Here is a 24,530-nt window from a genome sequence, read left to right as displayed (position 1 = left end):
TTTTTTTTTATCTTTGTGCGTCAAATAACACACATAATGAATTTAAAAAAAACGATCTTCTCACTTATCATCCTGTCAATCCAGACTTTAGCCTTCTCACAGGCCGAAACAACCAACGGAAACGATAAAGTGAACGATGCCTTTACTGAGTATTTTAAACTGGACAGGGAAAATATCCACCTTCATTTAAATAAAAACACGTTCCTAACCACTGATGAAATCTGGTTTAAGGGATACATAATCGAAAAGAAAAACAAAAAACCTTATTTGCCTACATCCAACGTACACATCAACCTAATTGATGAAAATGGCACAAAAATAAAAACCTATCTGTTCTTTGCCGACAATAGTATTTTTGACGGTAATATCAAATTGGACGACAACCTTACTACAGGCACCTATTACCTTCAGGTTTACACTAATTACATGAATAATTTCGCGGAGGATGAATCATCTGTTTTTAAACTTAAAATCATCAATCCGACGGACGGAAGATCCATTCCCAACACTACGAAAGTCAATCCAAACACAATAACCACCGAATTTTTCCCGGAAGGAAATGTGTTTTTAGAAGGCACTTCCAATACCATCGCCATCAAAATTACGGATTGCAATGGAAACGGAGTCAGTGTGAAAGACGGAGAAATTATCAATCCACAAGGCGTTACCATTACGACGTTCAGCACTAACGAACTAGGTTATGGCAAATTCGAAATTCTTCAGACAAAAAACGAATTGTACAAAGCTGCTTTTACGATCAACGAAACCAGAACCGAAAAACCATTACCATGGCCGGAGGCTAAGGGAATAACCTTCTCCGCAAACAACTACACTTTCGAAAACAAGACCACTTTAAAGGTTAAGACTAATGCTAAAAGTCTGACCGAATACAAAAACGAACCTTTAAAGCTTGTCATCCAGCAGGACGATTATATTTCTTACCTTCCTTTTACGTTCAAAGAAAACAGTACAGAACAGTTGTTAACCTTAACGAATGAAAACTTCATGAATGGTATCAATTCAATATATCTGGTTGACAAAAACGATAAAAAAATTGCCGAAAGATTAATCTATCAGCCTTTAAAGTTTGAACAAAACATCAATCTTCAGGTCCTGAGAAAACAAAACGATTCCATCGCAATCAGCGGTACCAGCACCATACTGATGGGAACCCTAAGTGTTTCTGTTTTACCAAACGAAACCAAATCACTAGCCGGTCATAAAACCATGTACAACTCCTTTTTACTGGACAACGAATTAAATGATAAGTCGCCCGACGGCAATATTTTGCTTTCCAATTTTTCAAGGAGAAAACATTACGAATTGGACACTTACTTAATTGCCCAGAAATCAAAATACAACTGGCAAACAATCTTAACCTCAGCGCCAAAAGAAAAATACGAATTCGACAGCGGATTAACGATCAAAGGAACCTTAAACATTCCTCCTAAAGACAGGGACTCTAAAGTGAACATGACCGCTGTAACGTCCCAAATAAACGTATCTTCTTCACTAAATGAAAAAAATGAATTTTATTTTAAGAACATATTAGTCTCGGATTCTACCTTAGTTCATTATTCGCTATTGGACAGAAAAGGAAAGAGTACCGAAATAAAACTGGCCACACAAATCTTAAACAACAATCGAACATTCATTAAGCCTTTTAAAAACCAGTTAAAAGAATGTCCTTTATTGGCCACTGAAAGCGTCGATCCCGGGTATTCGTTCCCAAAAATTGCCAACACCGTACAATTGGATACCGTAACTCTTAAAAGCAAAACCAAAACAGTAAAACTTACAAATGTTACCCGTTTTGGCAACAATATGTCAAAAGGATTTAAGATTTCAGACCGAGACGCTTCAAGAGACATTTTACAATTTATAGCAGCTAACGGATTCGATGTTAGCCAAAACGGAATGAATGTTACAATTTTAGGCCGAAGATCCACTTCCTTTTTAGGATCAAAGAGCCCTCTTATTTATATGGACGATGTTCCTGTAACCGACTTCAACATGCTACTCGGATACAGTCTGAGGTTTGTTGATGAAATTTACATTAACAAAAATGGATTTGGCGGCGGGATGGGAGCTTCCAATGGTGTAATCCGAATCTATACGAAAAAATTAATGGTAAATCAATCAAGCATACGAACCAATTCACAGGCAATTTTGATTAAGGATGGCTTTGAGAAAACCAAACAATTTGTAAATCCGAAATACACAAGCTTTAAGGATGCCGGATTTTTAGATTTTGGTACGATTCACTGGCAGCCGTATGTTGAGACGGATGCTAACGGAATTTTCAGATTCTCGATTCCTAACTATTATCTGAAATCCGTTAAAGTAATTATCGAAGGTATATCTTCAGACGGACAAATAATCTCGGAAACAAAAATCATTGAAATCCCATAAAAAACAAAGCCGGTCAGAAATTCTGAACGGCTTTTTAATAATAACCAACTAAATCTTTATTGTATAACCGAAGCCTTTCTTTTTCGAACTTAATCTTCAACATACATCAGTGGAAAACTGAAACAATGTTTAAACTAAGAAACACAGGTGGCTAACAAGCAGGTATTGTAGTAACGTTGTTTTTTGAATTAAATTGTTTGGAACTTAAAAATGATAGCTTTTAAAGACAAAACAACAGATACACTAAAAATTTTTGAGTTATAAAAAAAGCCGACTGTATGATATAGTCGGCTTTTTTATTATCGGTCGTATTGACAACAGGTATGTAGGCTATTGTAGGATTCCGCCGGGGCTTTCACATCCTTTGTATCATGTCCCGCTTTGGCCACCGCCGTTTCAACCTCCTCCATAGAACATTTTTGTTCGTTATAAACCAAATGCAAAACCTGATCGTCCGATTTCCAAACGGCTGATTTTACTCCTGCAACGGAATAAGCCGCTTTTTCAATTCTCTTTTTACACATGTCGCAGTTGCCTTTTACCTCAATATCGGCTTTTGCGTTTTTGTTCTTTTTTTCCTGTGCCTGTACCGCGAACCCGAAAAGGGAAACCAGCAATACTATCATTAATTTTTTCATTATGTATCGTTTTTGTGTCTTGTTATTTAATTTTAAATCGGATTCCTGCATAATACATCTGCCCGAAAACCGGAGCATATATCATTGAACTGTCAAAATACGGGCCAAACGGATCATCCGCGCCTAAAATAGCATTTTTTTGCTTATAATTTCCAATATTCTCTCCTCCTACATAAGCTTCAAACACACTTGAGAACGTTCTTGTAACCTGCGTATTCATTACGGAAAACGGATTTGAAAACTCATTCAGCCTGTAGGGCTCGGGATTGGTTGCTGTATTAGGCAGACGCTGTTTACCCATCCAGTTATACGTAAAGTCAAATTTCCATTGCTTTCCCTTTTCTTTGATATGGGTTTCGTAAGCCAAATTGGTAAAAAACCGGTGTTTTGCCTGCAAAGGACGTTCTAACGTTCCTGTCAGATAATCGGTTTTGATGTCATAGAATTTATAAGCAGTACGCACCGATAAATGCGTCATCAGATCTACATTGAAATCGATCTGTAAACTGTTCGCGTACGACTTACCATCCAAATTATGGAATACGACGGCCTGCGGACTATAATCCACATCAACAACCGCCTGATTTTGAAAATCCGTTCTGTAGTAATCCAATGTTACTTCCGCTTTCTTTCCGAACAATTGAAAACCCTGCATAAAACTTAATCCATAGTTCCACGCGATTTCCGGATCTAATCCGTAGATCTTACCATTGGCATTGATTACAGAAAAATCTCTTGAACTAGCAAAAAGGTTTTGGTTCTCGGCAAAAATATTAGCACTGCGTTTTCCTCTTCCGGCGGACACGCGTAATACCGCTTTCTCCCATGGATTATAACGCATATGAACCCTTGGTGTAAAAAACACGCCCAAGCGATTATGCATATCAACACGACCACCAGCCACCAAACTGAAATTATCCGTATTATCGTAAGTATATTCAAAGAAAGCGCCCAGGGAATTATCGCGTCGGCTAACATCCATCGGCAAATTTACCATCACAAATTCATTGTAATCATCGGAAGTGAAATTCAGACCGGTCGCAAATTTATTTAAGGTATTGCTGATGATTGAATTAAAAATCAGATTGGAATACAAGCTGTTCTGCTGAATATTGTATTGATTTAAACCAAAATAGGATTGCTGTCTGTGATAGTTATACGAATTTTGAAAACCGATACTTTTCCAAGGCATATCCGGAAAAACATAACCCACCTTGGAAGATACTTCTACCTTGTCGGTATTAATTTCGGAACCCCAATGCGTGGTCGTACCTTTATCCGTATCAGGATCAAAAGCCACCTGACCGGCTTGCTTTTCATCTCTCATGTAACGAACATTAAGGAAACTCACCCATCCGTTTTCCAAGTCATTGTACTGCCAGCGGTTCATCACATTGATCTGGTTCCCAAGCGGATTATCTAAAAACCCGTCGTCATTCATATCTTTTTTAGACACACGTGTACTTCCGTGAACAAACAGACTGCTGCTCAATTTATCGGTAAATTTTCGGTTGAAATGCGTATTCAGTTCGAAACGGCTGTCGGTCGAGCCATAAGCATTCAGGTAAAACGGAATGTCATTGGCCGGTTTAAGCAATTCAGTATTGATCTGTCCTGAAATACTCTCATAACCATTCACTACACTTCCCGCGCCTTTTGTAATCTGGATGCTTTCCACCCAGGTTCCGGGAATAAAAGACAAGCCATACGCCTGAGAAGCGCCACGAACCGAAGGGATATTTTCTTCAGCGATCAAAATATACGGACTGGTTAATCCCAGCATCTTGATTTGTTTGCTACCTGAAACGGCATCGGAGAAATTCACATCTATGGACGGATTGGTTTCAAAACTTTCGGACAGATTACAACAAGCCGCTTTTAGCAGTTCCTTACTGCTCATGGTGGTCACATTGGCTGTTTTTACGTAGGATTTCTGAAGTGAGTTTCGTTTGGTCGTCACCACCACTTCATCCAGACTCTTATTGGGTTTCAGCTGTACCTTGATTTCCTTTGGTTCATGAACCATAAGAGACATAGTTTGATATCCAACATAACTCACGGTTATTTCGTGGCTTCCGGGATTCATCGCCAAGGTAAAAAAACCATTTTCGTCGGCCGTGGCTCCTTTGTCCGTATCCTTCCACACAATAGAAGCACCGGGCATCGGATTATTTTTTTCGTCGGTTATGGTACCCGACACGTTTTCCTGCGCTAAGACAACATTGGCTGTCAGCATAAGGAAAATCATAAAATATTTATACATGATTTTTGTTTTAATGTTTATTAGAACTTCACTCCGATTATATCGGAAATCTGAAAAACATTAAAATCTTTCGTAGAAAACGTATTGACAATATAGTTTATAGAGTGGCGGTGCGTTGCTGTCACAATAAAAAGAAGGCACATCGCTTTTTTCTTCCGATTGCTCAACCGCTGTAAACGCAATAGGTTTCCAAACATTCGAAAAAGTAAAAGTACTTAAGTCTAACTGAAAACTTTTTACAAGAACTTCATCAGAAATGGATTTTTTCAAGTTGACTTTACTGTTAGAACAGCAACTGTCTTTTTGATTTTCTTCTTTCGGAGCAGCACAACAGGAATCTTCTTTTTCAATTTTCTTTACTTCAGAAGCCACTGCTTTTTTATAATCTAATGAAATGCCGGCCAGTTCGCCGCCGCAATAATGCACATTGAACGCCAATCCAACATTGGAAACCAATATCAGAAGTGCTAAAACAAAACTTATGTGCTTATTTATTTTCATTTTTATAAAATCATGTCAAAAGTAATTCTTTTTTCCAATTGTAAAACATAAAATACTCTTAATTGATTTCAACTATCTGACCCTGATAAGGTATCTCGCAATTTATGGAATATCGTTCTTCAATTTTACTCTTCAAGGCAACCAGTGCTTCTGTTTCACCATGTACCAGGAAAACCGTTTGTGGTTTCTCTTCCAATTCAGAAAGCCAGTTGGACAGATCCTCCTGATCACCATGAGCAGAAAGCCCCTCTATCTCAACTATTTTAGCTTCCACGGGAAAATATTTGCCAAACATTTTAATTTCTTTCTCTCCGTCGAGCAATTTTCTTCCACGGGTTCCTTCGGCCTGATAACCCACAATAATCACGGTAGTTTCCGGCCGGATAATATAACGCTCCAGGTAACTCAGAACGCGGCCTCCCGTAATCATGCCACTGGCAGCTATAACGACTTTGGGCTGATCATCATAAATGGCAGCAATCGTATCCTCATATTCGGTGATCATGGAAAAAACATTGCCCATCTCCCTGCACTCCTCCAAATTCAATTTATGCCATTCCCGGTTGTTTTCAAAAATATCGATTACCTTGATTCCCATCGGCGTATCGATAATATAAGGCATATCCGGAATTTCACCGGCTTTTTTAAGTTGCCAGATCAGGTACATAATCGCCTGAGCGCGTTCAACAGCAAAACTTGGAATTATTACATTACCGCCTTTTTCAAAAGCTTCATTGATGCAGTTTTTCAGTTCGGTTTTGGGATCATTATCCGGGTGCATTCTGTCACCATAGGTACTTTCCAGAAAAACATAATCTGCAGTTTTGGGTTTCACAGGCGGAAACATCAGGTCATCATTATCCCTTCCGATGTCACCTGAAAAAACGAGTCGCTTACCTTCAATCATCAATTCAATCGAACAAGCTCCCAAAATGTGGCCTGCCGAAAAATAACGTGCTGAAATTTCGGCGTCAATATCAAAAGACGTATCGGGCTGGATAATCCTGAAAAAAGGCAAGACTTCTTCGGCCTCTTCAACCGTGTACAGTGGTTGCGCCGGATTGTGTCTGGAATACTGTTCCTTATTGGCTCTTTCTGCTTCCTCTTCCTGAATTTTGGCACTGTCCATAAGAATCAATCTGGTAATCGCCTTGGTGGGACTAGTGCAGAAAATCTTCCCCTCAAAACCCTGTTTAATTAAGAGCGGAAGCCAACCACAATGATCCAGATGACCGTGTGTCAGCAATACAAAATCGATCGTTGAAGGCAAAACCGGCAGCGGTTCCCAATTGAGTTGCCTGATTTCCCTACCTCCCTGAAACATTCCGCAATCCATTAAAATGCGGATCCCTTTTGAATCGATTAAAGTTTTGGAACCTGTTACTGTGCCTGCAGCACCCAAAAACTGTATTTTCATGGTCTAATCATTAAAAATAAAACTTTTATCCCCTTTGTTCTCGCACAAATCTGAAGCTTCCCTGATAATATTTTTTACCCGTCGGTTATTAATGCCGATTTCCATCAATATTCCACTATTATTAATTAACTCTGATGCGAGGAGCACATTCTGAATGAGTAATTTCTCTTTTTCATGCAGCGTTAAAGTGGTCAGACAGGTCACCGGATACAATCCGTTTTCTTCAATTTTATATTTCAGACATTCTTTAATCGGAAAATCCCAACTAACGAGTTTCAAATTGGAACATTGGCCAAACTGAATCGCTTCGGTGGTAAAACGGTTATTGGTGATTACCCAACATTTGGTTATTTTATCCCTTTCACTGAAAATCGGATGCGTTTTTTCTTTCAGATCATTGAAACGCGACAGAATGTACATGGGAATTTTGACATCGGATTTAATTTCGTTGCTCCCGTGAAACTTGCACTCCACCATCGCTATCTTATTTTCCTTTTTTACCACGATGTCTATTTCGTGGGAAACACAATTCCCGTTCAGTATGAGATTGGTTTTTGTTTCAAAACCTTCCGTTTTGAATAGTAAGGCAATGTATTTCTCAAAAAAGAATCCGGCCGGTCCCAAAGCCTGAACGGCAGCTTTCAGATTGTATCTTGCGGCATGTGTTTTGGAAGTTTTTTTTAGCAGCTGAAATGCCATTTTGTAAATCTTGCGCGTTGGCATCCCATCGTAAATCTCCCTTTCGATAATACTCAGGATATCTTCAATTTTCTCGTAGTGGGCACCGGTGAGCAAAAGTGAATTGCGTAGTTTTTCCCTATCAAAATATACGATGTCACCTGATTGCTTAACGACCTTCATAACCGAAAAAGTTTACATAAAGGTACGAAATTATCTCAGAAATTCTTTTTCTGATAATAAAAGGCCGGAAGAAAAATCACTAAAAATAAGGGCTGAATCAGAAAGCGTCTGACATAAAACAGCAACATCAAATCCGGTTTCTCTGAAAAATACAAAATACCGAAAAACACGGCCATAAGGACAGCAAAGAAAGTTAGATATAAAACAGAAGTTACCTTTACGAGCTGCACATCTTTAAAAACCACATAAATTATAGCTACCGAAAGTGCCGAATTCAGAAAATAGCGCAAAGACATACCAAAAAACAGCGGAAATACTTCATAATGCGGCAAGGGAACATTCTGAAATTCGTTTTTGAAAAACAGCAGGAAAGGGTCCGAAAACAAGTCCTGTTCAAACATACGTATTACCACCAGCAGACCGACCAAAACAACGAGCCAGACTATTTTACTTCTATTTCTCAGAATTTCTTTTAGCATGACCTGAAAATTTCTGAATCCATAATACCCACAAAATAAAAACCGCAGTATAAATAAACAAAGGAAAAATCACGCCGTGCAGTAAATGTTCATATTCCGGCATATCATATAGCGCCATGGCCAGCAATACAATCCGAAGCACATTCAATACGTGAATAACCAGACATCCTATCAGTATATATACTATTGTTTTTATCCATCTGGTCGAAAACGCAAATACAAAAGCCGCAAAAAGAATCATTACGCTCAACGCATTACAACCCTCCACGATGCGGGCAACGAATTTCCCCTTGTAAATAAGATTCATGCAAGGTTCGAAAACATTCCGTTCCACCGTTACTTCCTTGCCTAAAAATCGCAACACACTTTCAGCCTGTCCCGCCACGGAACGGGTAAAACCATCCACTTCAAAAGTCGCCGCATCGAATTGATTCAGATAAAATCTATATCCGACGGTCAAAAGAACATAAAGTGCAAAAAACTTTATCAGGAAAAGAAAAAAAGGTTTGTATTGCAAAAAGAGTTTTTTCACTGGAATGATTTTAACAAAAATATAAAATTTAAAAGAGTACAATTAAATACTTTTGCTTAAAACCAAAAAACATGACATTTCAGGAATTACAACCCAAAGTTACCGCGTTACTTTCGCAAAACAGCATTTCACGCGACGAGAAATTAAAAAACCTATGCGGCTTATTGAGCGACAACGTCAGCCATTATGACTGGGTAGGCTTTTATTTTGCCGATCACGAAACCCGAACGCTGCATCTTGGACCCTATGTTGGAGCAGAGACCGACCATACCGTGATTCCGTTTGGAAAAGGGATTTGCGGACAGGTAGCCGAATCCAATGCTAATTTCGTTGTTCCCGATGTTAAAGCTCAGGACAATTACATCGCCTGCAGTCTTACCGTGAAATCGGAAATTGTAGTTCCGCTATTTGTGGACGGAAAAAACATCGGACAGATTGACATTGACAGCCATGTACTGGATCCGTTCACAAAAGACGACGAAGACTTTTTAGAATTTGTAAATCAGGAAGTTGCCAAATTATTTTAAGATGTCCCTGAAACATTCCTCTGTATTACTTGTCATTTTTGCTCTGATCGGATGCAAAAACCACTCTCAGGAGACCATAAGCGATTTTCATCCCAAAACCTTTATTTATAAAAAGATGCAGGCCCCTGAGTTCTTTGCACAGGTAGTCCAAAACCATTACAGAGATTTTTATATTTTAGAAGATTCCGACATCAAACAGTTATTTTCTGAAAATGAAATCAACCAGAAGGACTCCTTAAATACTAAGACCTTTTTTACGTTTAAGATCCTGCACAAACTCTTTACCAGCAAAAGTGCCACCAACAATTCCAAAGGAGAAATTCTAAACATCCCTTATTTTTGGCATTGGACCGATCCGAATCCCCGCCATGAGATTGTATTTATGGCCTCCAATCAAAAACTGAACAAGGTCAAACCTCCGAAAGAGTTTCAGAAATATAAATCCCTGGCTGATGTGGACCGGATTCCCTCTTTGTTCATGAAAGACCTTTTAAGTGACCAACCAAATTATTTTACGCAAGCGAACGGAAATTTCAGAACGTTCGGCTGGTGCAGTGAAAGAGAAATGGCCTTTGTCTGTTCCTTAAAAACTTTAGGCTATGAAGGCAAAGTCATTACAAACGGGAACCATAGTTGGTCGGAATTTATCGTTCCTCTAAAGAGTTCCGACAACCGAATAATTTATTTCAAAGCAACCGTCGACAATACTTTTGACAAATTAGACTGGGAAAAAAATTCTCCGGAACAAATAAAGGAATGGCGAAACCAAAAAAGCCCCGGTTTGGGATTATGGTACAATGAGCAGGCCAATTCCCCAGCGGAACTGCGTAAAGTAAAGTCAATTTTAATTTCAGAAAACACCATGACCTATATCGAAACCTGTATCGTTAATTATTTGAAGAGGCAATTCAATTAATATATATTTTGCACATTTAAAAAATAAGATTACCTTTGCACCCGTATTGGGATAGTCCCAATCTACATAATAATCATTTTAATAATATTAGCATGTATTTATCTAAAGAGGTAAAAGCTGACATCTTCGCTAAACACGCAGGGAAAGCTGAAAACACTGGTTCTGCTGAAGGACAAATCGCTTTGTTCACTTTCAGAATCTCACACTTAACTGAGCACTTGAAAAAAAATCGTCACGATTTCAACACTGAGCGTTCGTTAGTTTTATTAGTAGGTAAAAGAAGAAGTCTTCTTGACTACTTAAAGAAAAAAGATATCAACAGATATCGTGCGATTATCAAAGAATTAAACATCAGAAAATAATCATGAGAAGAGGTGCCCGCGCGCCTCTTTTTGTTTTATATATTTTACAGAAAAAAGTTTGGTTTTTCATTGGGTATTAGACAACTACACAACAACACACAACAACACAACTGACACCCTTTGTTTAATTAAGAATTAAATTTTATGATTCCTAAAGTTACCCAAGAAATTATCGATTTAGGAGACGGAAGATCCATCTCGATCGAAACAGGAAAACTTGCCAAACAAGCCGACGGTTCTGTCGTGGTTCGTATGGGCGATGCAATGTTATTAGCAACGGCAGTATCTGCCCGTACTGCGAACCCAGGCGTGGATTTTCTTCCGCTAACGGTAGATTACCGCGAAAAATTTGCTGCTGCAGGACGTTTCCCTGGAGGTTTTTTCAAGAGAGAAGCGCGTCCAAGTGACAGCGAAGTACTTACCATGCGTTTGGTAGACCGTGTATTACGTCCGTTATTCCCGGATGATTACCATGCGGAAACGCAAATCATGATTCAGTTAATGTCACATGACGATAACGTAATGCCGGATGCATTGGCTGGTTTAGCTGCTTCTGCATGTTTAGCTGTATCTGATATTCCTTTCTACAACCTGATTTCCGAAGTACGCGTTGGTCGTGTGGATGGAAAATTCATCATCAACCCAAGCCGTGAGCAATTGGAAGTTTCTGACATCGACATGATGATCGGTGCTTCTTCTGACTCTGTTTGTATGGTGGAAGGTGAGATGAAAGAGATTTCTGAAGCTGAAATGATCGAAGCAATTAAATTTGCACATGAAGCTATCAAAATTCAGATTGCTGCTCAGGAGCGCATGAGAGCCGCTATTGGTTCCCCGGCTTACAGAGAATACGAAGGAGATAAAAGCGATGAAACTGTTTACGCAAGAGTAAAAGCAGCGTCATACGACAAATATTACGCTATCGCTCAGGAAGCTTCCTCAAAACAGGAGCGTAGCGAAAAATTCAGCGCAATCAAAGACGAAGTTAAAGCATTATTCACAGAAGAAGAACATGCTGAAAACGCTGATTTAGCAGAATTGGTTTCAAAATACATCTACAAAACACAAAAAGAAGCGGTTCGTAATGTAATCCTTGAAAAAGGAACTCGTTTGGACGGTAGAAAAACTACAGAAATCAGACCAATCTGGTGTGAAGTGGATTATTTACCATCAGCGCACGGATCAGCTATCTTTACACGTGGGGAAACTCAGGCGTTAGCTACCGTTACTCTTGGTACTTCAAGAGAAGCGAACGTTATCGATTTACCTTCAGAGCAAGGTGAAGAGCGTTTCTACTTACACTATAACTTCCCTCCTTTCTCTACCGGTGAAGCAAAACCACTAAGAGGAACTTCAAGAAGAGAAGTAGGTCACGGAAACTTGGCACAACGTGCTTTAGCTAACATGATCCCTGCTGATTGCCCTTACACTATCCGTGTAGTTTCTGAAGTATTGGAATCAAACGGTTCGTCTTCTATGGCGACAGTTTGTTCAGGAACATTAGCTTTGATGGATGCCGGAGTTCAAATGATCAAACCGGTTTCAGGTATCGCTATGGGATTGATCACTGACGGTGAGAAATTCGCAGTTTTATCGGATATCTTAGGAGATGAAGATCACTTAGGTGACATGGACTTCAAAGTAACCGGAACAGCAGACGGTATCACGGCTTGTCAGATGGATATCAAAATCGACGGTTTACGTTATGACATCATGGAGCAGGCTTTAGACCAGGCTCGTGACGGACGTTTACATATTTTAGGTAAATTAACAGGAACTATTGCAAGACCAAATGCTACTGTAAAACCTAAAGCTCCTAAAATTATTACCGTTACCATCCCAGGAAACTTTATTGGTGCTTTAATCGGACCGGGTGGAAAAGTAATTCAGGAATTACAGAAAGCTACCGGTACTACTATCGTTATCAATGAAGTGGATGAGCAAGGTGTAGTTGAGATCTTAGGAACCAACCCAGAAGGAATCGATGCTGTATTGGCAAAAATCGATGCTATTACTTTCAAACCTCAAGTTGGCGAGGCTTATGAAGTAAAAGTGGTTAAGATGCTTGACTTCGGAGCCGTAGTAGAATATACCAAAGTACCTGGAAATGAAGTATTGCTTCACGTATCGGAATTAGCTTGGGAGCGCACCGAAAATGTTGCTGACGTAGTTAATATGGGCGATGTGTTTATGGTAAAATATCTTGGTATTGATCCAAAAACAAGAAAAGAAAAAGTTTCTAAAAAAGCTTTATTGCCTAGACCTCCGCGTGAGGAGAAAAAAGAAGTTCCTCAAAAAGGTTAATTTTTTTCAATAAGATTAATTCATAGTAAACCCTGTTTCGGATTCGAGACAGGGTTTTCCTTTTTTGTTACAATAAATCGCATTTTTTCTAAAATAAAATACTATTTAACATTTTCACATTAAATTAATCTCTATTTTGCGTAAGAATTATCCAGTATTTTTTGTACGAATTAAAAATGAAAACTAAACCCAAAAGAGCTTTACAAAAACTTTTAATTGTGCTCACCATTGTACTTTTCAATCAAAACCTTCTTCACGGCCAATCCACAGATGAAGCGCTTATAAAATCTTTTGATCTGGCAATCGGAAAAGACAATTTAGCGATCAACAACGGCGCAGTACATGTTAACGAGTACCGTGTCCTAAACAACAAACACCGATACTATCCCACCGAAAAATTCGCAAACGGCAATGTTGTTTACAACAATCAGAACTATTTCGACATACCAATCAAATACGATCTTTTCAAAGACATTGTAATCTTCCAACCCCAAGAATCGGATGTTATCAGCATTGAACTGGCCCCGGAAAAAACATCCTCATTTAGCGTAAACAACAGGAAATTCATTTATATCAACAATGTTTATTTTCAGGCAAATCAATTAAAACCTGGTTATTACGAAGAAAATGTAATTGGTAAAACTTTTACTTTTTACATAAAACATCATCGGGATAAAAGAGAAGTAGTTAAAGGCATATCCATATTTTATGAATTCGACGACAATTATGAATACTTTGTCAAAAAAGACGGTGCCTTCAACAGGATCAGTTCAAAAAAAGAGCTGATCAAACTTTTTCCGGAGCAGAAAAGAAAAATAAACGATTTCTATTCTTCTTATAAAAATCTGCTAAAATCCGACGCCCCGACTTTTTACGAAAAAATGATGATCTACCTTAATAACGCAATGGCCAGCAATGCCGAATAACCAATGAAAAGACTTCTTATTACTATATTGGTTGCGCTGGTACATCAATTAGCAACGGCTCAGGTTGAAGAAAAGAAATTCTCCTTCAACTTCGAAAACATCACCTTAGAAAAAGCTATCGAATCCATCGAACAAGAATCGGATTACTCTTTCTATTTTGACCGGGATTGGCTCAAAAATCAACCGGAATTAATTACTTACCGGTTTTCAAATGAAACCATGGAAACTGTTTTAAACACATTGTTTCAAAACACGACGCTCAATTTTTACATTACCGATAAAAAAGTAATTCTGACGAAAAACAGCATGATTTATGACAAGTTGCCGGAGAATTATTTTAACAACGAAAAAACAAAACCACAAAACAACAACGCAGTAGTAATACAAGGTGCTCCGGTTTTCCAAAAAGGCCAAAACACAAAGGAAAACAACGTAAGTTTAATAGGAAAAGAAAATAAAACGCAAAACGGAAAATCCTTTACCTTATCCGGTCATATAAAAGACACCAAAACCGGAAAACCCCTTCCGGACATTATCATAAAAGCTAAAAACAGTGATGCTACAGCCATTACTGATGACCAGGGATTCTACACCATAACTTTACCTGCCGGTCTGAATATCATCGAAACCGAAACCTTTCTGTACAAGAAAGAAACCCGTAAAGTCATGATGTACAATAACGGTAAAATGGATTTTGCTGTTTCAGAAAATGTGAACCAACTCAAAGAAGTAGTCGTAAAAGGCAAAAAAAGCGAGACTGTAAAAAGCGCAAATACCGGCGTAACTTCAATCGATATCGAAGGAATGAAGAACATTCCGATGGTGCTTGGCGAGCGCGATATCTTTAAAGTGGCTACCACAATTCCCGGTATCAAAACAGCCGGTGAAGGATCCGCAGGATTTAATGTACGCGGTGGAAAAACAGACCAGAATCTAATCCTTCTCGACAATGGCGTCATTTACAATCCGGCACATTTCTTCGGCTTCTTTTCCGGAATTAATCCGTTTACCATCGGCACGGCCGACATCTACAAAGGGAGTATTCCAGCCGAATACGGAGGTCGTCTTTCCTCTGTCTTCGATATTAAAACCAAAAATGCCAATAACGTAAAACTGACCGGAGAAGGCGGGATCGGACCGGTCACCAGTAACCTAACGGTAGGAATTCCGATAATTAAAGGAAAATCAAGTCTTTTGGTTGGCGGCCGGGCCACTTATTCCGATTGGATTCTAAAAACTTTAGACGAGAAATCCCTTCAAAACAGCCAGGCGTCATTTTACGACGGAGTAGTGAAATACAACCATAAAATCAACGAAAAGAATGATCTGGAAGCAACCGCTTATTACAGCCATGACAAGTTCAGCGTTTCTTCCGACTCACTGTACAAATACAGCAACCGCCTTTTCACTTTAAAATGGGATCATTCGTTTAATTCCAAACACAAAGCAGCGGTGTTATATTCTAACAGTCAGTACAAATTCAATATCGAATATGACAAAGCAACCGATCCCACAAAATCATTCGATTTCGGATACAAAATCAATGAAAACCAATTCCAGTTTAAGTTCGGTTACGCTTTAAATGACAAACACAAAATAAGTTACGGTTTAAGTTCGAAACTGTATCAGATAGAACCCGGAGAATTAAACCCTACCGGTCAAGGAACTATAATTACTCCTGTAACAATAGACAAAGAAAAAGCACTGGAATCAGGAATATACCTTTCTGATGCGTTCAAAATATCAGAAAAACTATTGCTTAATGCAGGAATACGATATTCCTTTTATGCCGCGTTGGGCCCATCCACACAAAGAACTTATCAGGCCGGGTCGCCAATTACAGACGCAACGGTAACTGAAACCAAAGACTTTGGAAACAATGAGGTTGTAAAAACCTACAATGGATTCGAACCAAGGGTCTCGGTACGCTATTTCCTCACCAATGATCTATCCGTTAAAGCAAGTTACGACAAAACGTATCAGTACCTGCACTTACTCTCCAGCAACACAACGCAATCGCCCACTGATACCTGGAAACTTTCCGACTTGAATATTTCGCCTCAAGATGCGAATCAATTTTCATTGGGAGTATACAAAAATTTCATTGAAAAAGATTGCGAAGTGAGCGTCGAAGGATATTACAAAAAAACGAACAACATTTTAGATTACAGAGTTGGAGCCGAATTGTTATTAAATGAAAACATCGAAACTGAATTACTAAGAGGAAAAGGAAAAGCGTATGGGATTGAATTTCTCTTGAAAAAAAATTCAGGACGACTGAACGGATGGTTGGGGTACACCTACTCAAGGACCTTTATAAAACTGGACAGTCAATTTGAGAGCGACAAAGTTAACAATGGAGACTGGTTTCCTGCCAATTACGACAAACCACATGACTTGAGCGCTGTTTTAAATTACAGATTTACGAAGAGATACAGTGTTTCCACTAATTTCATTTACCAAACCGGCAGACCTATTACCTATCCCGTTGGTAAATACACTTACGGTAACGCAGAATATACGCTTTACAGTGATAGAAACCAGTTCCGTATACCGGATTATTACCGATTGGATATCGGTGTAAACATTGAAGGAAATCATAAAATAAAAAAGCTCGCACATAGTTTTTGGAATATATCCGTTTATAATGTGCTAGGGAGAAACAATCCGTATTCCGTATTTTTCGTAACTAAAAATGGTGATATCCAAGCCTATAAAACAACCATATTTTCGGTTCCCGTACCAACAATATCCTATAATTTCAAGTTTTAAATCAAATGAAAATAAAAACAACATACATTCTGAAAACACTCGCTGTACTGCTGTTTTTTTCAAGTATAACAGGTTGCACCGAACCCTATCAGATCGAAACGAACACATTCGAAGAGGCCATTGTGATTGAAGCCACGATAACAAATGAATTGAAAAAACAACAGGTAAAAGTCAGCAAAACATATCGATTGGAAGAAAACGGACCAACCTTTGAGTCCGGAGCGGAAGTGTATATGACCGACGATTTAGGCAATCACTACGAATTTTCGGAAGGAGATCATATTTACGAATCCACTACAGAATTTCAGGCGCTTCCCGGAAGGCAGTATCAGTTATTTGTCATCACAGAAGATGGCAGCGAATATACATCAGCAAAAGAAGTCCTAACCACAGCCACTGAAATTGAGAGTCTGAGCACCACAGTGGTTTCAAAAGACGGACAAACGGGTGTTGAAATCGGGGTAAACAGTTATGATCCAACGGGTACATCAAAATATTACCGTTATGAATACGAAGAAACTTCAAAAATTACGACTCCTAAATGGAATCCGTTCAATACAATTTTGTTAGACCAGCCCAGGATATGCGCCGGAACCGTGTTCCCCGGATTTGAAACCATCGGATTTGAGCCGCGGGATCCAAGCACAAGAACCTGCTACATTACCAAGAACTCCAATCAGATCCTGATCAATACTACCAGCGCCTTAAGCGAAGACCGGGTGATCAACTTCCCCATTCGTTTTATTGCTAACACGGATTACACCATTGCAGAGCGCTACACTATTATGGTAACACAGTATGTTCAGAGTTTTGAAGCATATACTTTTTACAAAACGCTGAAGGACCTGTCAGGCTCAGAGAGTCTGCTATCACCTAATCAACCCGGTTTTTTCAGCGGAAATCTAAAATCAATTTCCAATCCGAAGGAAAAAGTAATCGGCTTTTTCGAGGTAGCTTCCGTGTCATCGAAAAGGATATTTTTCAATTTCGATGATATTTTTCCCACTACGCAAGTACCTCCATATCCTTACGAATGTAGTGAATACTCTTATAATAGTGAGGACTTCGGAAGCAATCCCCATCCGACTCCGGAATATCCTTGCGGAACCGAAGGAGAAGGAAAAGCATTAAGATCAGGTATAAGAAGTGGTACATTACTCTTTTACAGAGAATTCTTTCCGATCTTTGTTATGGTCAAACCCCAATGTGGTGATTGCACCACCGTTGGATCTAATATAGTACCTCCTTTTTGGCAATGAAAAATAGGAGAAAAATAGTTGCGTGCGAAACCATTTTAGTGCGTTTTAATTAAAATCGAATGAAAACAACAACAACAACATATATTCTGAAAGCCATTGCCATATTGCTGTTTTTTTCCGGCGTAACAGGCTGTACCGAACCATATCAGATACAAACCAATACGTTCGAAGAGGCCATTGTGATAGAAGCCACAATAACCAATGAACTGAAAAAACAGCAGGTGAAAGTTAGCAAAACGTATCGATTGGAAGAAAACGGGCCAACCTTTGAATCCGGAGCGGAAGTGTATATGACGGACGATTTAGGCAATCACTATGAATTTGCGGAAGGCGACCATATTTACGAATCAACTACCGAATTTCAGGCACTACCAGGAAGGAACTACCAGTTATTTATCATTACTGCAGATGGTCACGAATATACATCCGCAAAAGAAACCTTAACCACAGTTAATGAAATTGAAAGTCTGAGCACCACAGTGGTTTCGAAAGACGGGCAAACCGGCGTTGAAATCGGGGTGAACAGTTATGATCCGACCGGTACTTCAAAATATTACCGTTACATATACGAAGAAACTGCAAAAATTACCGCTCCGAAATGGAGCGCCTATAACACTATTTTGTTAGAACATCCCCGCGTTTGCGCCGGAACAGAATTCCCCGGATTTGAAACTATTGCCCTTGTACCAAGGGATCCAAACACAAGAGTCTGTTATACTACACATCACTCAAATCAAATTTTCATTTACAATACCAGTATTCTGAACGAAGACAGGGTTATCAACTTCCCTGTTCGTTTTATTGCCAATACCGACTATACAATAGCAGAGCGCTACAGTATTATGGTGACACAATATGTTCAGAGTTTTGAAGCGTACACATTTTACAAAACACTGAAGGACATGTCAGGTTCAGAAAGTCTTCTATCACCTAATCAGCCCGGTTTTTTCGGTGGAAATCTAAAATCCGTTTCCAATCCAAAAGAAAAAGTAATCGGATTTTTTGAAGTAGCTTCCGTGTCATCGAAAAGGATTTTTTTCAATTTCGATGATATTTTCCCGACTACCCAGGTCCCTCCCTACCCCTACGAATGCCTTGAGTATTCTTTTGACAGTCTGGATTTTGGCGAAAACCCTCATCCAACTCCGGAAGTTCCCTGCGGAACCGGTGGACCGGGAGCAGCGTTACGATCAGCGATCAGGATGGGGAATCTGATTTTTTATAAAAAAGCATTTTCTTTCTATACTATGGTCAAACCAATTTGTGGTGATTGTACCACTTTTTCATCTAATGTAGTCCCTCCTTTTTGGCAATGAGAAATATAATTAACATCCTCTTTCTGACACTTTTAACCAGCAATCTTATTCTTGGACAGAATACCAATGGTGCAAAATCAATAAGCCAGATCAGCACCATTGAAGAAAGTGTTTACCTGCATTGTAACACCACAACACTCCTTTCGGGAGAAACCCTTTTATACAAGTTGTATGTTCTGAATCCAGCACAAAAAAAACTCACCACGATAAGCAAAATAGGCTATGTTGAATTACTGGACGACCAAAATCAAAGTGTCCTGAAACAGAAAATAGCTCTGACTAACGGAACCGGGCAAGGCGACTGTTTTATCACAACCTCACTAAAAACAGGAAACTACAAACTTATAGCTTATACAAACTGGACACTTAATAAGGGAGTAAAAGGAATTTATAAAACCGATATCTTTATAATAAATCCGTATGAAAGAATTCCTTTGAAGGAAAGTGACGGCTCAAAATCTGCGGAAAAAACAGCGCTAAACAACTTCTCTTCCGAAAAAAAGGACGTCCTGACTGATGTACAAAACAATATTCTTCAGATTAAAACCGACAAAACAAAATATACACTTCGTGAAAAAGCAAGCCTTACTTTATTGAATGTATCAACAAATAACAGTAAAGGAAGTTTTTCCGTTTCCGTACGAAAAAAAGACAGTTTACCCGTTTCCCGACCAGCAACATCTACAGCATTTTTAAATTTGGCCGGAGTTGAAAACAATTCAAATATCGAAAAGAGCAAATTTTTACCAGAATTACGAGGTGAAATCATATCGGGAAAAATCACTTCCGTAAAAAATTCCAAAGACCTTAAAAATAAAACGGTATCGCTTTCCATTCCAGGCAAAAGTTTCGGATTGAAGATGGTAAAAACCAACGAAGAAGGCAGATTCAATTTTATTCTTGATGATGTTCCGGATGCCTCAAATGCGATAATTCAAATTTCTGAAAAAGACCGAAACGATTACAGCATCTCGCTCGACGAAAGCAACAGCCCTGATTTCAGCAAACTGACGGTTTCCAATCCGTTGGAGGTAGCGCCAAAAAACAAAATCGCGATTGAAGACCGATCGATCGCCAATCAGATAGAAAACAATTATTTTCACAAGAAGCAGGACAGCCTCTTTAATCAACCTAAGGTTCCGGCATTCTACCATCCGATGGAAAAAGAATACGTTTTGGATGATTATACCCGTTTTCCATCCTTGAAAGAAACCATCGTAGAGATCTTAGAAGATGTATATTACACAAAAAACGAACAAGGATATTCCATTCATCTGAGAAATAGTTACGGACAAGACAATGCTTACGGTGAAGCCCTGGTAATGGTAGATGGACTGCTCATCCAGGATGTCAATGAACTGTTTGATTATGACATGCAGAATATTTACAAGGTAAGTCTGATCCGTCGTGGGTATGTATACGGACCCAAAGTGTTCAACGGGGTCATTAATTTTATCACCAAACAGGCGGATTACCAAACCAAAGCTTCTGGCGAATTCTTCAAATCGGCAACTCTGGACCGACCGCTGACAAGAAAAAAATACTTTGCACCTGATTACTCTAAAAAAGAAATGGAGAAAATCCCCGACTACCGCTACCAACTGCTGTGGGAGCCGGAAGTAGCACTGACTGAAAAGGAAACAGCACTTTTTTTCTACACTTCCGACATAAAAGGAACCTTCGAAATTTCCATCGAAGGCTTTACCACCAAAGGAGAGGCTATCTCCATTAAAAAAGACATACGCATCGAATAATCAACTGAAATAACTGACATTTAATCGATTAACCGATTCAGGATTCTTTTTCTGAAAAGGAAAGTAGTTAACTTTATGCTCATCATCAACATCGGGGAACATGAAAAAAATTACTTTTCTTTTGATCATTAGTTTACTTTTCTTTCGTTGTTCGGATGATAACAATTCTAATGCGGTAACTCCCGTTGAAGACCAGCTCTCTGTGGGACCTGAGGCAAAATCCGAATATGATGCCACTAGCTACGGCGTCTATAAAGGCATTTTTGTAGGTTCATCAGGAACGGTTTATGTTAACATATACAATAACGGGAAGGTTTCGGCAAAAATGAAAATTAATGATGTCAATTATAATTTTACAACATCGGAAAAGGTAACGGAAGGGCAGGCCATCACGGGTCTGACTTTTACAAACGGAAGTTCGTCATTTGATTTCAGTGTAGAGGCGGACGGGGAAAATCCGGTTGTGGACAATATACACATCAGTGGTCACGCCAACCCATTTGCACAGATACTCAAAGAGTATTCTTTCGAACATATCAAATGTTATCTCGGAACTTTCAATGGTGATGAAAGCGGCGTTTTTAATGTGGCAACCACCTCGGATTCAGAAAGCCCAAAAGACAACTATGCCCTTGGACTGGCCGTTACAAAAGGTGAAACCGAAGCCATTTATCTGGACGGTACCTTGAGCCGAACATCAATTTCCGGTATGTTTGAGGGAGGCACCTTCACTGGCTCCATCAGCAAAAACAGCATGAGCGGCAATTGGCAAAATGAGACACCACAAAGCGGCAGCTGGAAGGCGACGCGAAAATTATAGAGTTAGTTATTCTGTTTTTAACAGCTCTTTCAGCAACAAAATTCTGAGAGAGCTGTTATTTTTTTTAAAACTGTGTAACTTTTTCTGAAACTTATACGTATAACCACTTGAACACTTAAAAGACAAGGAGATTCTTAAATGAGACAACTTAAAATCACCAAGCAGGTTACCAACCGTGAAACTGCTTCCTTAGACAAATACCTTCAGGAAATTGGAAAAGTTGATTTGATTACTGCAGATGAAGAAGTAGAATTAGCACAGCGAATCAAAGCCGGAGATCAGAGAGCATTGGAAAAGCTAACAAAAGCCAACTTGCGTTTCGTGGTTTCAGTGGCAAAACAGTATCAAAACCAGGGACTAACTTTACCGGATTTGATCAACGAAGGTAACTTAGGGTTAATTAAGGCCGCACAACGTTTCGATGAAACCCGCGGATTTAAATTTATATCATATGCCGTATGGTGGATCCGTCAATCGATCCTTCAGGCATTAGCCGAACAGTCTCGTATTGTTCGTTTACCGTTGAATAAAATTGGTTCGATTAATAAAATCAATAAAATGTATGCTTTGTTAGAGCAGTCTAACGAGCGCGCTCCTTCAGCAGAAGAGATTGCACAGGAATTGGACATGACCGTTAATGACGTAAAAGAGAGCATGAAAAACTCAGGCCGTCATTTATCAATGGATGCTCCTCTTGTGGAAGGTGAAGATTCTAACTTATATGATGTATTGCGTTCAGGTGAATCACCAAATCCGGACAGAGAATTAATACACGAATCCTTGCGCACAGAAATCGAGAGAGCTTTGGAAACACTTACTCCCAGAGAGGCTGACGTGGTTCGTTTGTATTTCGGTTTGGGCGACCAGCACCCGATGACATTAGAAGAAATCGGAGAAACTTTTGACTTGACCCGCGAGCGTGTTCGTCAGATTAAAGAGAAAGCAATCCGCAGATTGAAACATACATCAAGAAGTAAAATTCTTAAAACTTACTTAGGATAGTTTGAAATCTCAAAAAAAAGTTGTAATTTAAATTGTTTATTTTAACTTTACGATCTTAAAATTTGACATACAGTCCTAAAAATATTGAAAATAACAACAGTTTCAATAACTGTTCGTTTTTTGATTGATGATTGAAACTCCGGCTGATTACCGGAGTTTTGCTTTTTAAGCAATCAAAACTCCAGTCTGTTCGCAAAATTGCTCGGGTTTCCGGAGTTTTGCTTTTTAAGCAATCAAAACTCCAGTCTGTTCGCAAAATTGCTCGGGTGTCCGGAGTTTTGCTTTTTATACTATCTTTGCACCAGCAAACACAACAACACAACAATACAATCATAAAAAATGGGTAAACAAGCAATTATAGCACCGTCGGTACTTGCTGCCGATTTCGCCAATTTACAACGCGATGTCGAAATGATCAACCAAAGTGAGGCCGATTGGTTCCACATTGACATTATGGACGGTGTTTTCGTTCCGAACATTTCTTTTGGAATGCCGGTTTTGGAAGCAATCAACAAACATGCAAAAAAAACCATCGACGTTCACTTAATGATCGTGGATCCGGACCGTTACATCAAAACATTTAAAGAATTAGGTTCTGACATTCTTGTGGTACATTATGAGGCCAGCACGCATTTACACAGAACGCTTCAGGCCATCAAAGCGGAAGGAATGAAAGCGGGAGTGGCACTAAATCCACATACGAGCGTTTCGCTTTTGGAAGATCTGATCAATGATATCGATTTGGTTTGCATCATGAGTGTGAATCCCGGATTCGGAGGCCAATCTTTCATTGAAAACACGTATAAAAAAATCAGACAACTGAAAGAAATCATTGTCCGAAATGGTGCTTCGACGTTAATCGAAATCGACGGTGGAGTAACCAATAAAAACGCTAAACAACTGGTAGAAGCAGGAGCAGATGTTCTTGTTGCCGGAAGTTATGTTTTCAAAGCTGACGATCCGATCGCAACCATTTCCAATCTGAAAAAAATCACTGAAATATAATAAAAAAGGCGCCTAAATCGGCGCCTTTTTTTATTCGTACTGCTCGATAAGATATCGAATCAAATCAGTTGTCGTTACAATTCCCACCAGCAAATCACCTTCACAAACGGGTAATGCATGGAATTCATTATTTGCCAATATCTCGGCTGCTTTCTTTATTGTCGTGTCCGGAGTAATTTTCACCAGCCGTTTGCTCATCACTTGTTCAATGGTAAACATATTGTAAACCGTCACATCGATCACTTCGTCCTCTTCATCGGCCGCGTCTGCATACGATATGCGAAGCAAATCCGTATAACTCAAAATGCCTAAAATCTTGTTCCCACTGACCACCGGAATATGACGGATCTTATGTTCTTTGAACAAACTTTCAGCTTTGGTCAAATCATCGGTCAAATTCAGTTTTACTATATTTTGCGTCATAATGGTTGACACGTCGACATGCTTTTTCATAATCTTACTAT

Annotated in this window: 21 protein-coding genes; 13 read left to right on the top strand and 8 right to left on the bottom strand. The window is 39.1% G+C overall.

Translation table 11 applies throughout. The features are described 5' to 3' along the window. Positions 1-36: 36 nt before the first annotated feature. Positions 37-2,412, top strand: a complete 2,376-nt coding sequence (locus tag AC3E9U_RS05100) for a hypothetical protein (protein ID WP_488745831.1) — start codon at positions 37-39, stop codon at positions 2,410-2,412. 299 nt (positions 2,413-2,711) lie between these two features. On the opposite strand, the gene AC3E9U_RS05095 is transcribed toward AC3E9U_RS05100, so the two are convergent. Genes AC3E9U_RS05095 through xrtF form a run of 7 tightly spaced genes read right to left on the bottom strand, consistent with a single transcriptional unit; the run spans position 2,712 to position 9,103 of the window. Continuing rightward, positions 2,712-3,050: a heavy-metal-associated domain-containing protein gene (locus AC3E9U_RS05095; protein WP_488745830.1), complete on the bottom strand. Its 339-nt coding sequence runs from the start codon at positions 3,048-3,050 to the stop codon at positions 2,712-2,714. A 22-nt stretch (positions 3,051-3,072) separates the two neighbouring features. Beyond that, a complete protein-coding gene (locus tag AC3E9U_RS05090) occupies positions 3,073-5,313 on the bottom strand; it encodes a TonB-dependent receptor (protein ID WP_488745829.1) in 2,241 nt (746 codons plus the stop codon). A gap of 60 nt (positions 5,314-5,373) precedes the next feature. Beyond that, positions 5,374-5,814, bottom strand: a complete 441-nt coding sequence (locus AC3E9U_RS05085) for an HYC_CC_PP family protein (protein ID WP_488745828.1) — start codon at positions 5,812-5,814, stop codon at positions 5,374-5,376. 58 nt (positions 5,815-5,872) lie between these two features. Continuing rightward, positions 5,873-7,231: an MBL fold metallo-hydrolase RNA specificity domain-containing protein gene (locus AC3E9U_RS05080; RefSeq protein WP_488745827.1), complete on the bottom strand. Its 1,359-nt coding sequence runs from the start codon at positions 7,229-7,231 to the stop codon at positions 5,873-5,875. A gap of 3 nt (positions 7,232-7,234) precedes the next feature. Continuing rightward, positions 7,235-8,092 carry a restriction endonuclease gene (locus AC3E9U_RS05075; RefSeq protein WP_488745826.1) on the bottom strand — a complete coding sequence of 286 codons (858 nt, stop codon included), beginning with the start codon at positions 8,090-8,092 and terminating at the stop codon, positions 7,235-7,237. Positions 8,093-8,127: 35 nt separating this feature from the next. Beyond that, positions 8,128-8,571: an exosortase F system-associated membrane protein gene (locus tag AC3E9U_RS05070; protein WP_488745825.1), complete on the bottom strand. Its 444-nt coding sequence runs from the start codon at positions 8,569-8,571 to the stop codon at positions 8,128-8,130. Beyond that, a complete protein-coding gene (gene xrtF / locus AC3E9U_RS05065; protein WP_488745824.1) occupies positions 8,546-9,103 on the bottom strand; it encodes an exosortase family protein XrtF in 558 nt (185 codons plus the stop codon). Before xrtF ends, AC3E9U_RS05070 begins: the two co-directional genes overlap by 26 nt. A gap of 71 nt (positions 9,104-9,174) precedes the next feature. Here xrtF and AC3E9U_RS05060 point away from each other — a divergent pair, with 71 nt between their 5' ends. The 12 genes from AC3E9U_RS05060 (at position 9,175) to rpe (ending at position 24,066) form a co-directional block, all read left to right on the top strand. Next, positions 9,175-9,630: a GAF domain-containing protein gene (locus AC3E9U_RS05060; protein ID WP_488745823.1), complete on the top strand. Its 456-nt coding sequence runs from the start codon at positions 9,175-9,177 to the stop codon at positions 9,628-9,630. Between the two features lies 1 nt (position 9,631). Beyond that, positions 9,632-10,546: a hypothetical protein gene (locus AC3E9U_RS05055; RefSeq protein WP_488745822.1), complete on the top strand. Its 915-nt coding sequence runs from the start codon at positions 9,632-9,634 to the stop codon at positions 10,544-10,546. A gap of 92 nt (positions 10,547-10,638) precedes the next feature. Continuing rightward, positions 10,639-10,908, top strand: a complete 270-nt coding sequence (gene rpsO, locus AC3E9U_RS05050; protein ID WP_488745821.1) for a 30S ribosomal protein S15 — start codon at positions 10,639-10,641, stop codon at positions 10,906-10,908. 144 nt (positions 10,909-11,052) lie between these two features. After that, positions 11,053-13,212, top strand: a complete 2,160-nt coding sequence (locus tag AC3E9U_RS05045; RefSeq protein WP_488745820.1) for a polyribonucleotide nucleotidyltransferase — start codon at positions 11,053-11,055, stop codon at positions 13,210-13,212. A gap of 176 nt (positions 13,213-13,388) precedes the next feature. Continuing rightward, a complete protein-coding gene (locus tag AC3E9U_RS05040; protein ID WP_488745819.1) occupies positions 13,389-14,138 on the top strand; it encodes a hypothetical protein in 750 nt (249 codons plus the stop codon). Between the two features lie 3 nt (positions 14,139-14,141). After that, on the top strand, positions 14,142-16,910 hold the full coding sequence (locus tag AC3E9U_RS05035; protein ID WP_488745818.1) for a TonB-dependent receptor domain-containing protein: 2,769 nt from the start codon (positions 14,142-14,144) through the stop codon (positions 16,908-16,910). 5 nt (positions 16,911-16,915) lie between these two features. Further along, complete coding sequence (locus AC3E9U_RS05030; RefSeq protein ID WP_488745817.1) at positions 16,916-18,169, top strand: DUF4249 domain-containing protein; 1,254 nt, start codon at positions 16,916-16,918, stop codon at positions 18,167-18,169. A 59-nt stretch (positions 18,170-18,228) separates the two neighbouring features. Then, entirely contained in the window at positions 18,229-19,485 is a 1,257-nt protein-coding gene (locus AC3E9U_RS05025) for a DUF4249 domain-containing protein (RefSeq protein ID WP_488745816.1), read from the top strand. Next, positions 19,482-21,239, top strand: a complete 1,758-nt coding sequence (locus AC3E9U_RS05020; RefSeq protein ID WP_488745815.1) for a hypothetical protein — start codon at positions 19,482-19,484, stop codon at positions 21,237-21,239. The genes AC3E9U_RS05025 and AC3E9U_RS05020 overlap by 4 nt, the downstream gene beginning before the upstream one ends. Before the next feature lie 100 nt (positions 21,240-21,339). Continuing rightward, positions 21,340-22,059, top strand: coding sequence for a hypothetical protein (locus AC3E9U_RS05015; protein ID WP_488745814.1), 720 nt, complete (start codon positions 21,340-21,342; stop codon positions 22,057-22,059). A gap of 138 nt (positions 22,060-22,197) precedes the next feature. Then, positions 22,198-23,061, top strand: a complete 864-nt coding sequence (locus tag AC3E9U_RS05010) for a sigma-70 family RNA polymerase sigma factor (protein ID WP_023573483.1) — start codon at positions 22,198-22,200, stop codon at positions 23,059-23,061. A 339-nt stretch (positions 23,062-23,400) separates the two neighbouring features. After that, complete coding sequence (rpe, locus tag AC3E9U_RS05005; protein WP_488745813.1) at positions 23,401-24,066, top strand: ribulose-phosphate 3-epimerase; 666 nt, start codon at positions 23,401-23,403, stop codon at positions 24,064-24,066. A 30-nt stretch (positions 24,067-24,096) separates the two neighbouring features. Here rpe and AC3E9U_RS05000 read toward each other — a convergent pair whose 3' ends face one another. After that, complete coding sequence (locus AC3E9U_RS05000) at positions 24,097-24,519, bottom strand: CBS domain-containing protein (protein WP_488745812.1); 423 nt, start codon at positions 24,517-24,519, stop codon at positions 24,097-24,099. Positions 24,520-24,530 lie beyond the last annotated feature (11 nt).

Source organism: Flavobacterium sp. 21.1 (assembly GCF_057801535.1).
Note: the sequence above shows the minus strand (reverse complement) of the source record. Positions and strands in the feature narration are given on the sequence as shown.

Coding starts and splice junctions, on each gene's coding strand:
- AC3E9U_RS05100 (WP_488745831.1), top strand. CDS start 37: ATGAATTTAAAAAAAACGATCTTCTCACTTATCATCCTGTCAATCCAG.
- AC3E9U_RS05095 (WP_488745830.1), bottom strand. CDS start 3,050: ATGAAAAAATTAATGATAGTATTGCTGGTTTCCCTTTTCGGGTTCGCG.
- AC3E9U_RS05090 (WP_488745829.1), bottom strand. CDS start 5,313: ATGTATAAATATTTTATGATTTTCCTTATGCTGACAGCCAATGTTGTC.
- AC3E9U_RS05085 (WP_488745828.1), bottom strand. CDS start 5,814: ATGAAAATAAATAAGCACATAAGTTTTGTTTTAGCACTTCTGATATTG.
- AC3E9U_RS05080 (WP_488745827.1), bottom strand. CDS start 7,231: ATGAAAATACAGTTTTTGGGTGCTGCAGGCACAGTAACAGGTTCCAAA.
- AC3E9U_RS05075 (WP_488745826.1), bottom strand. CDS start 8,092: ATGAAGGTCGTTAAGCAATCAGGTGACATCGTATATTTTGATAGGGAA.
- AC3E9U_RS05070 (WP_488745825.1), bottom strand. CDS start 8,571: ATGCTAAAAGAAATTCTGAGAAATAGAAGTAAAATAGTCTGGCTCGTT.
- AC3E9U_RS05060 (WP_488745823.1), top strand. CDS start 9,175: ATGACATTTCAGGAATTACAACCCAAAGTTACCGCGTTACTTTCGCAA.
- AC3E9U_RS05055 (WP_488745822.1), top strand. CDS start 9,632: ATGTCCCTGAAACATTCCTCTGTATTACTTGTCATTTTTGCTCTGATC.
- rpsO (WP_488745821.1), top strand. CDS start 10,639: ATGTATTTATCTAAAGAGGTAAAAGCTGACATCTTCGCTAAACACGCA.
- AC3E9U_RS05045 (WP_488745820.1), top strand. CDS start 11,053: ATGATTCCTAAAGTTACCCAAGAAATTATCGATTTAGGAGACGGAAGA.
- AC3E9U_RS05040 (WP_488745819.1), top strand. CDS start 13,389: ATGAAAACTAAACCCAAAAGAGCTTTACAAAAACTTTTAATTGTGCTC.
- AC3E9U_RS05035 (WP_488745818.1), top strand. CDS start 14,142: ATGAAAAGACTTCTTATTACTATATTGGTTGCGCTGGTACATCAATTA.
- AC3E9U_RS05030 (WP_488745817.1), top strand. CDS start 16,916: ATGAAAATAAAAACAACATACATTCTGAAAACACTCGCTGTACTGCTG.
- AC3E9U_RS05025 (WP_488745816.1), top strand. CDS start 18,229: ATGAAAACAACAACAACAACATATATTCTGAAAGCCATTGCCATATTG.
- AC3E9U_RS05020 (WP_488745815.1), top strand. CDS start 19,482: ATGAGAAATATAATTAACATCCTCTTTCTGACACTTTTAACCAGCAAT.
- AC3E9U_RS05015 (WP_488745814.1), top strand. CDS start 21,340: ATGAAAAAAATTACTTTTCTTTTGATCATTAGTTTACTTTTCTTTCGT.
- AC3E9U_RS05010 (WP_023573483.1), top strand. CDS start 22,198: ATGAGACAACTTAAAATCACCAAGCAGGTTACCAACCGTGAAACTGCT.
- rpe (WP_488745813.1), top strand. CDS start 23,401: ATGGGTAAACAAGCAATTATAGCACCGTCGGTACTTGCTGCCGATTTC.
- AC3E9U_RS05000 (WP_488745812.1), bottom strand. CDS start 24,519: ATGAAAAAGCATGTCGACGTGTCAACCATTATGACGCAAAATATAGTA.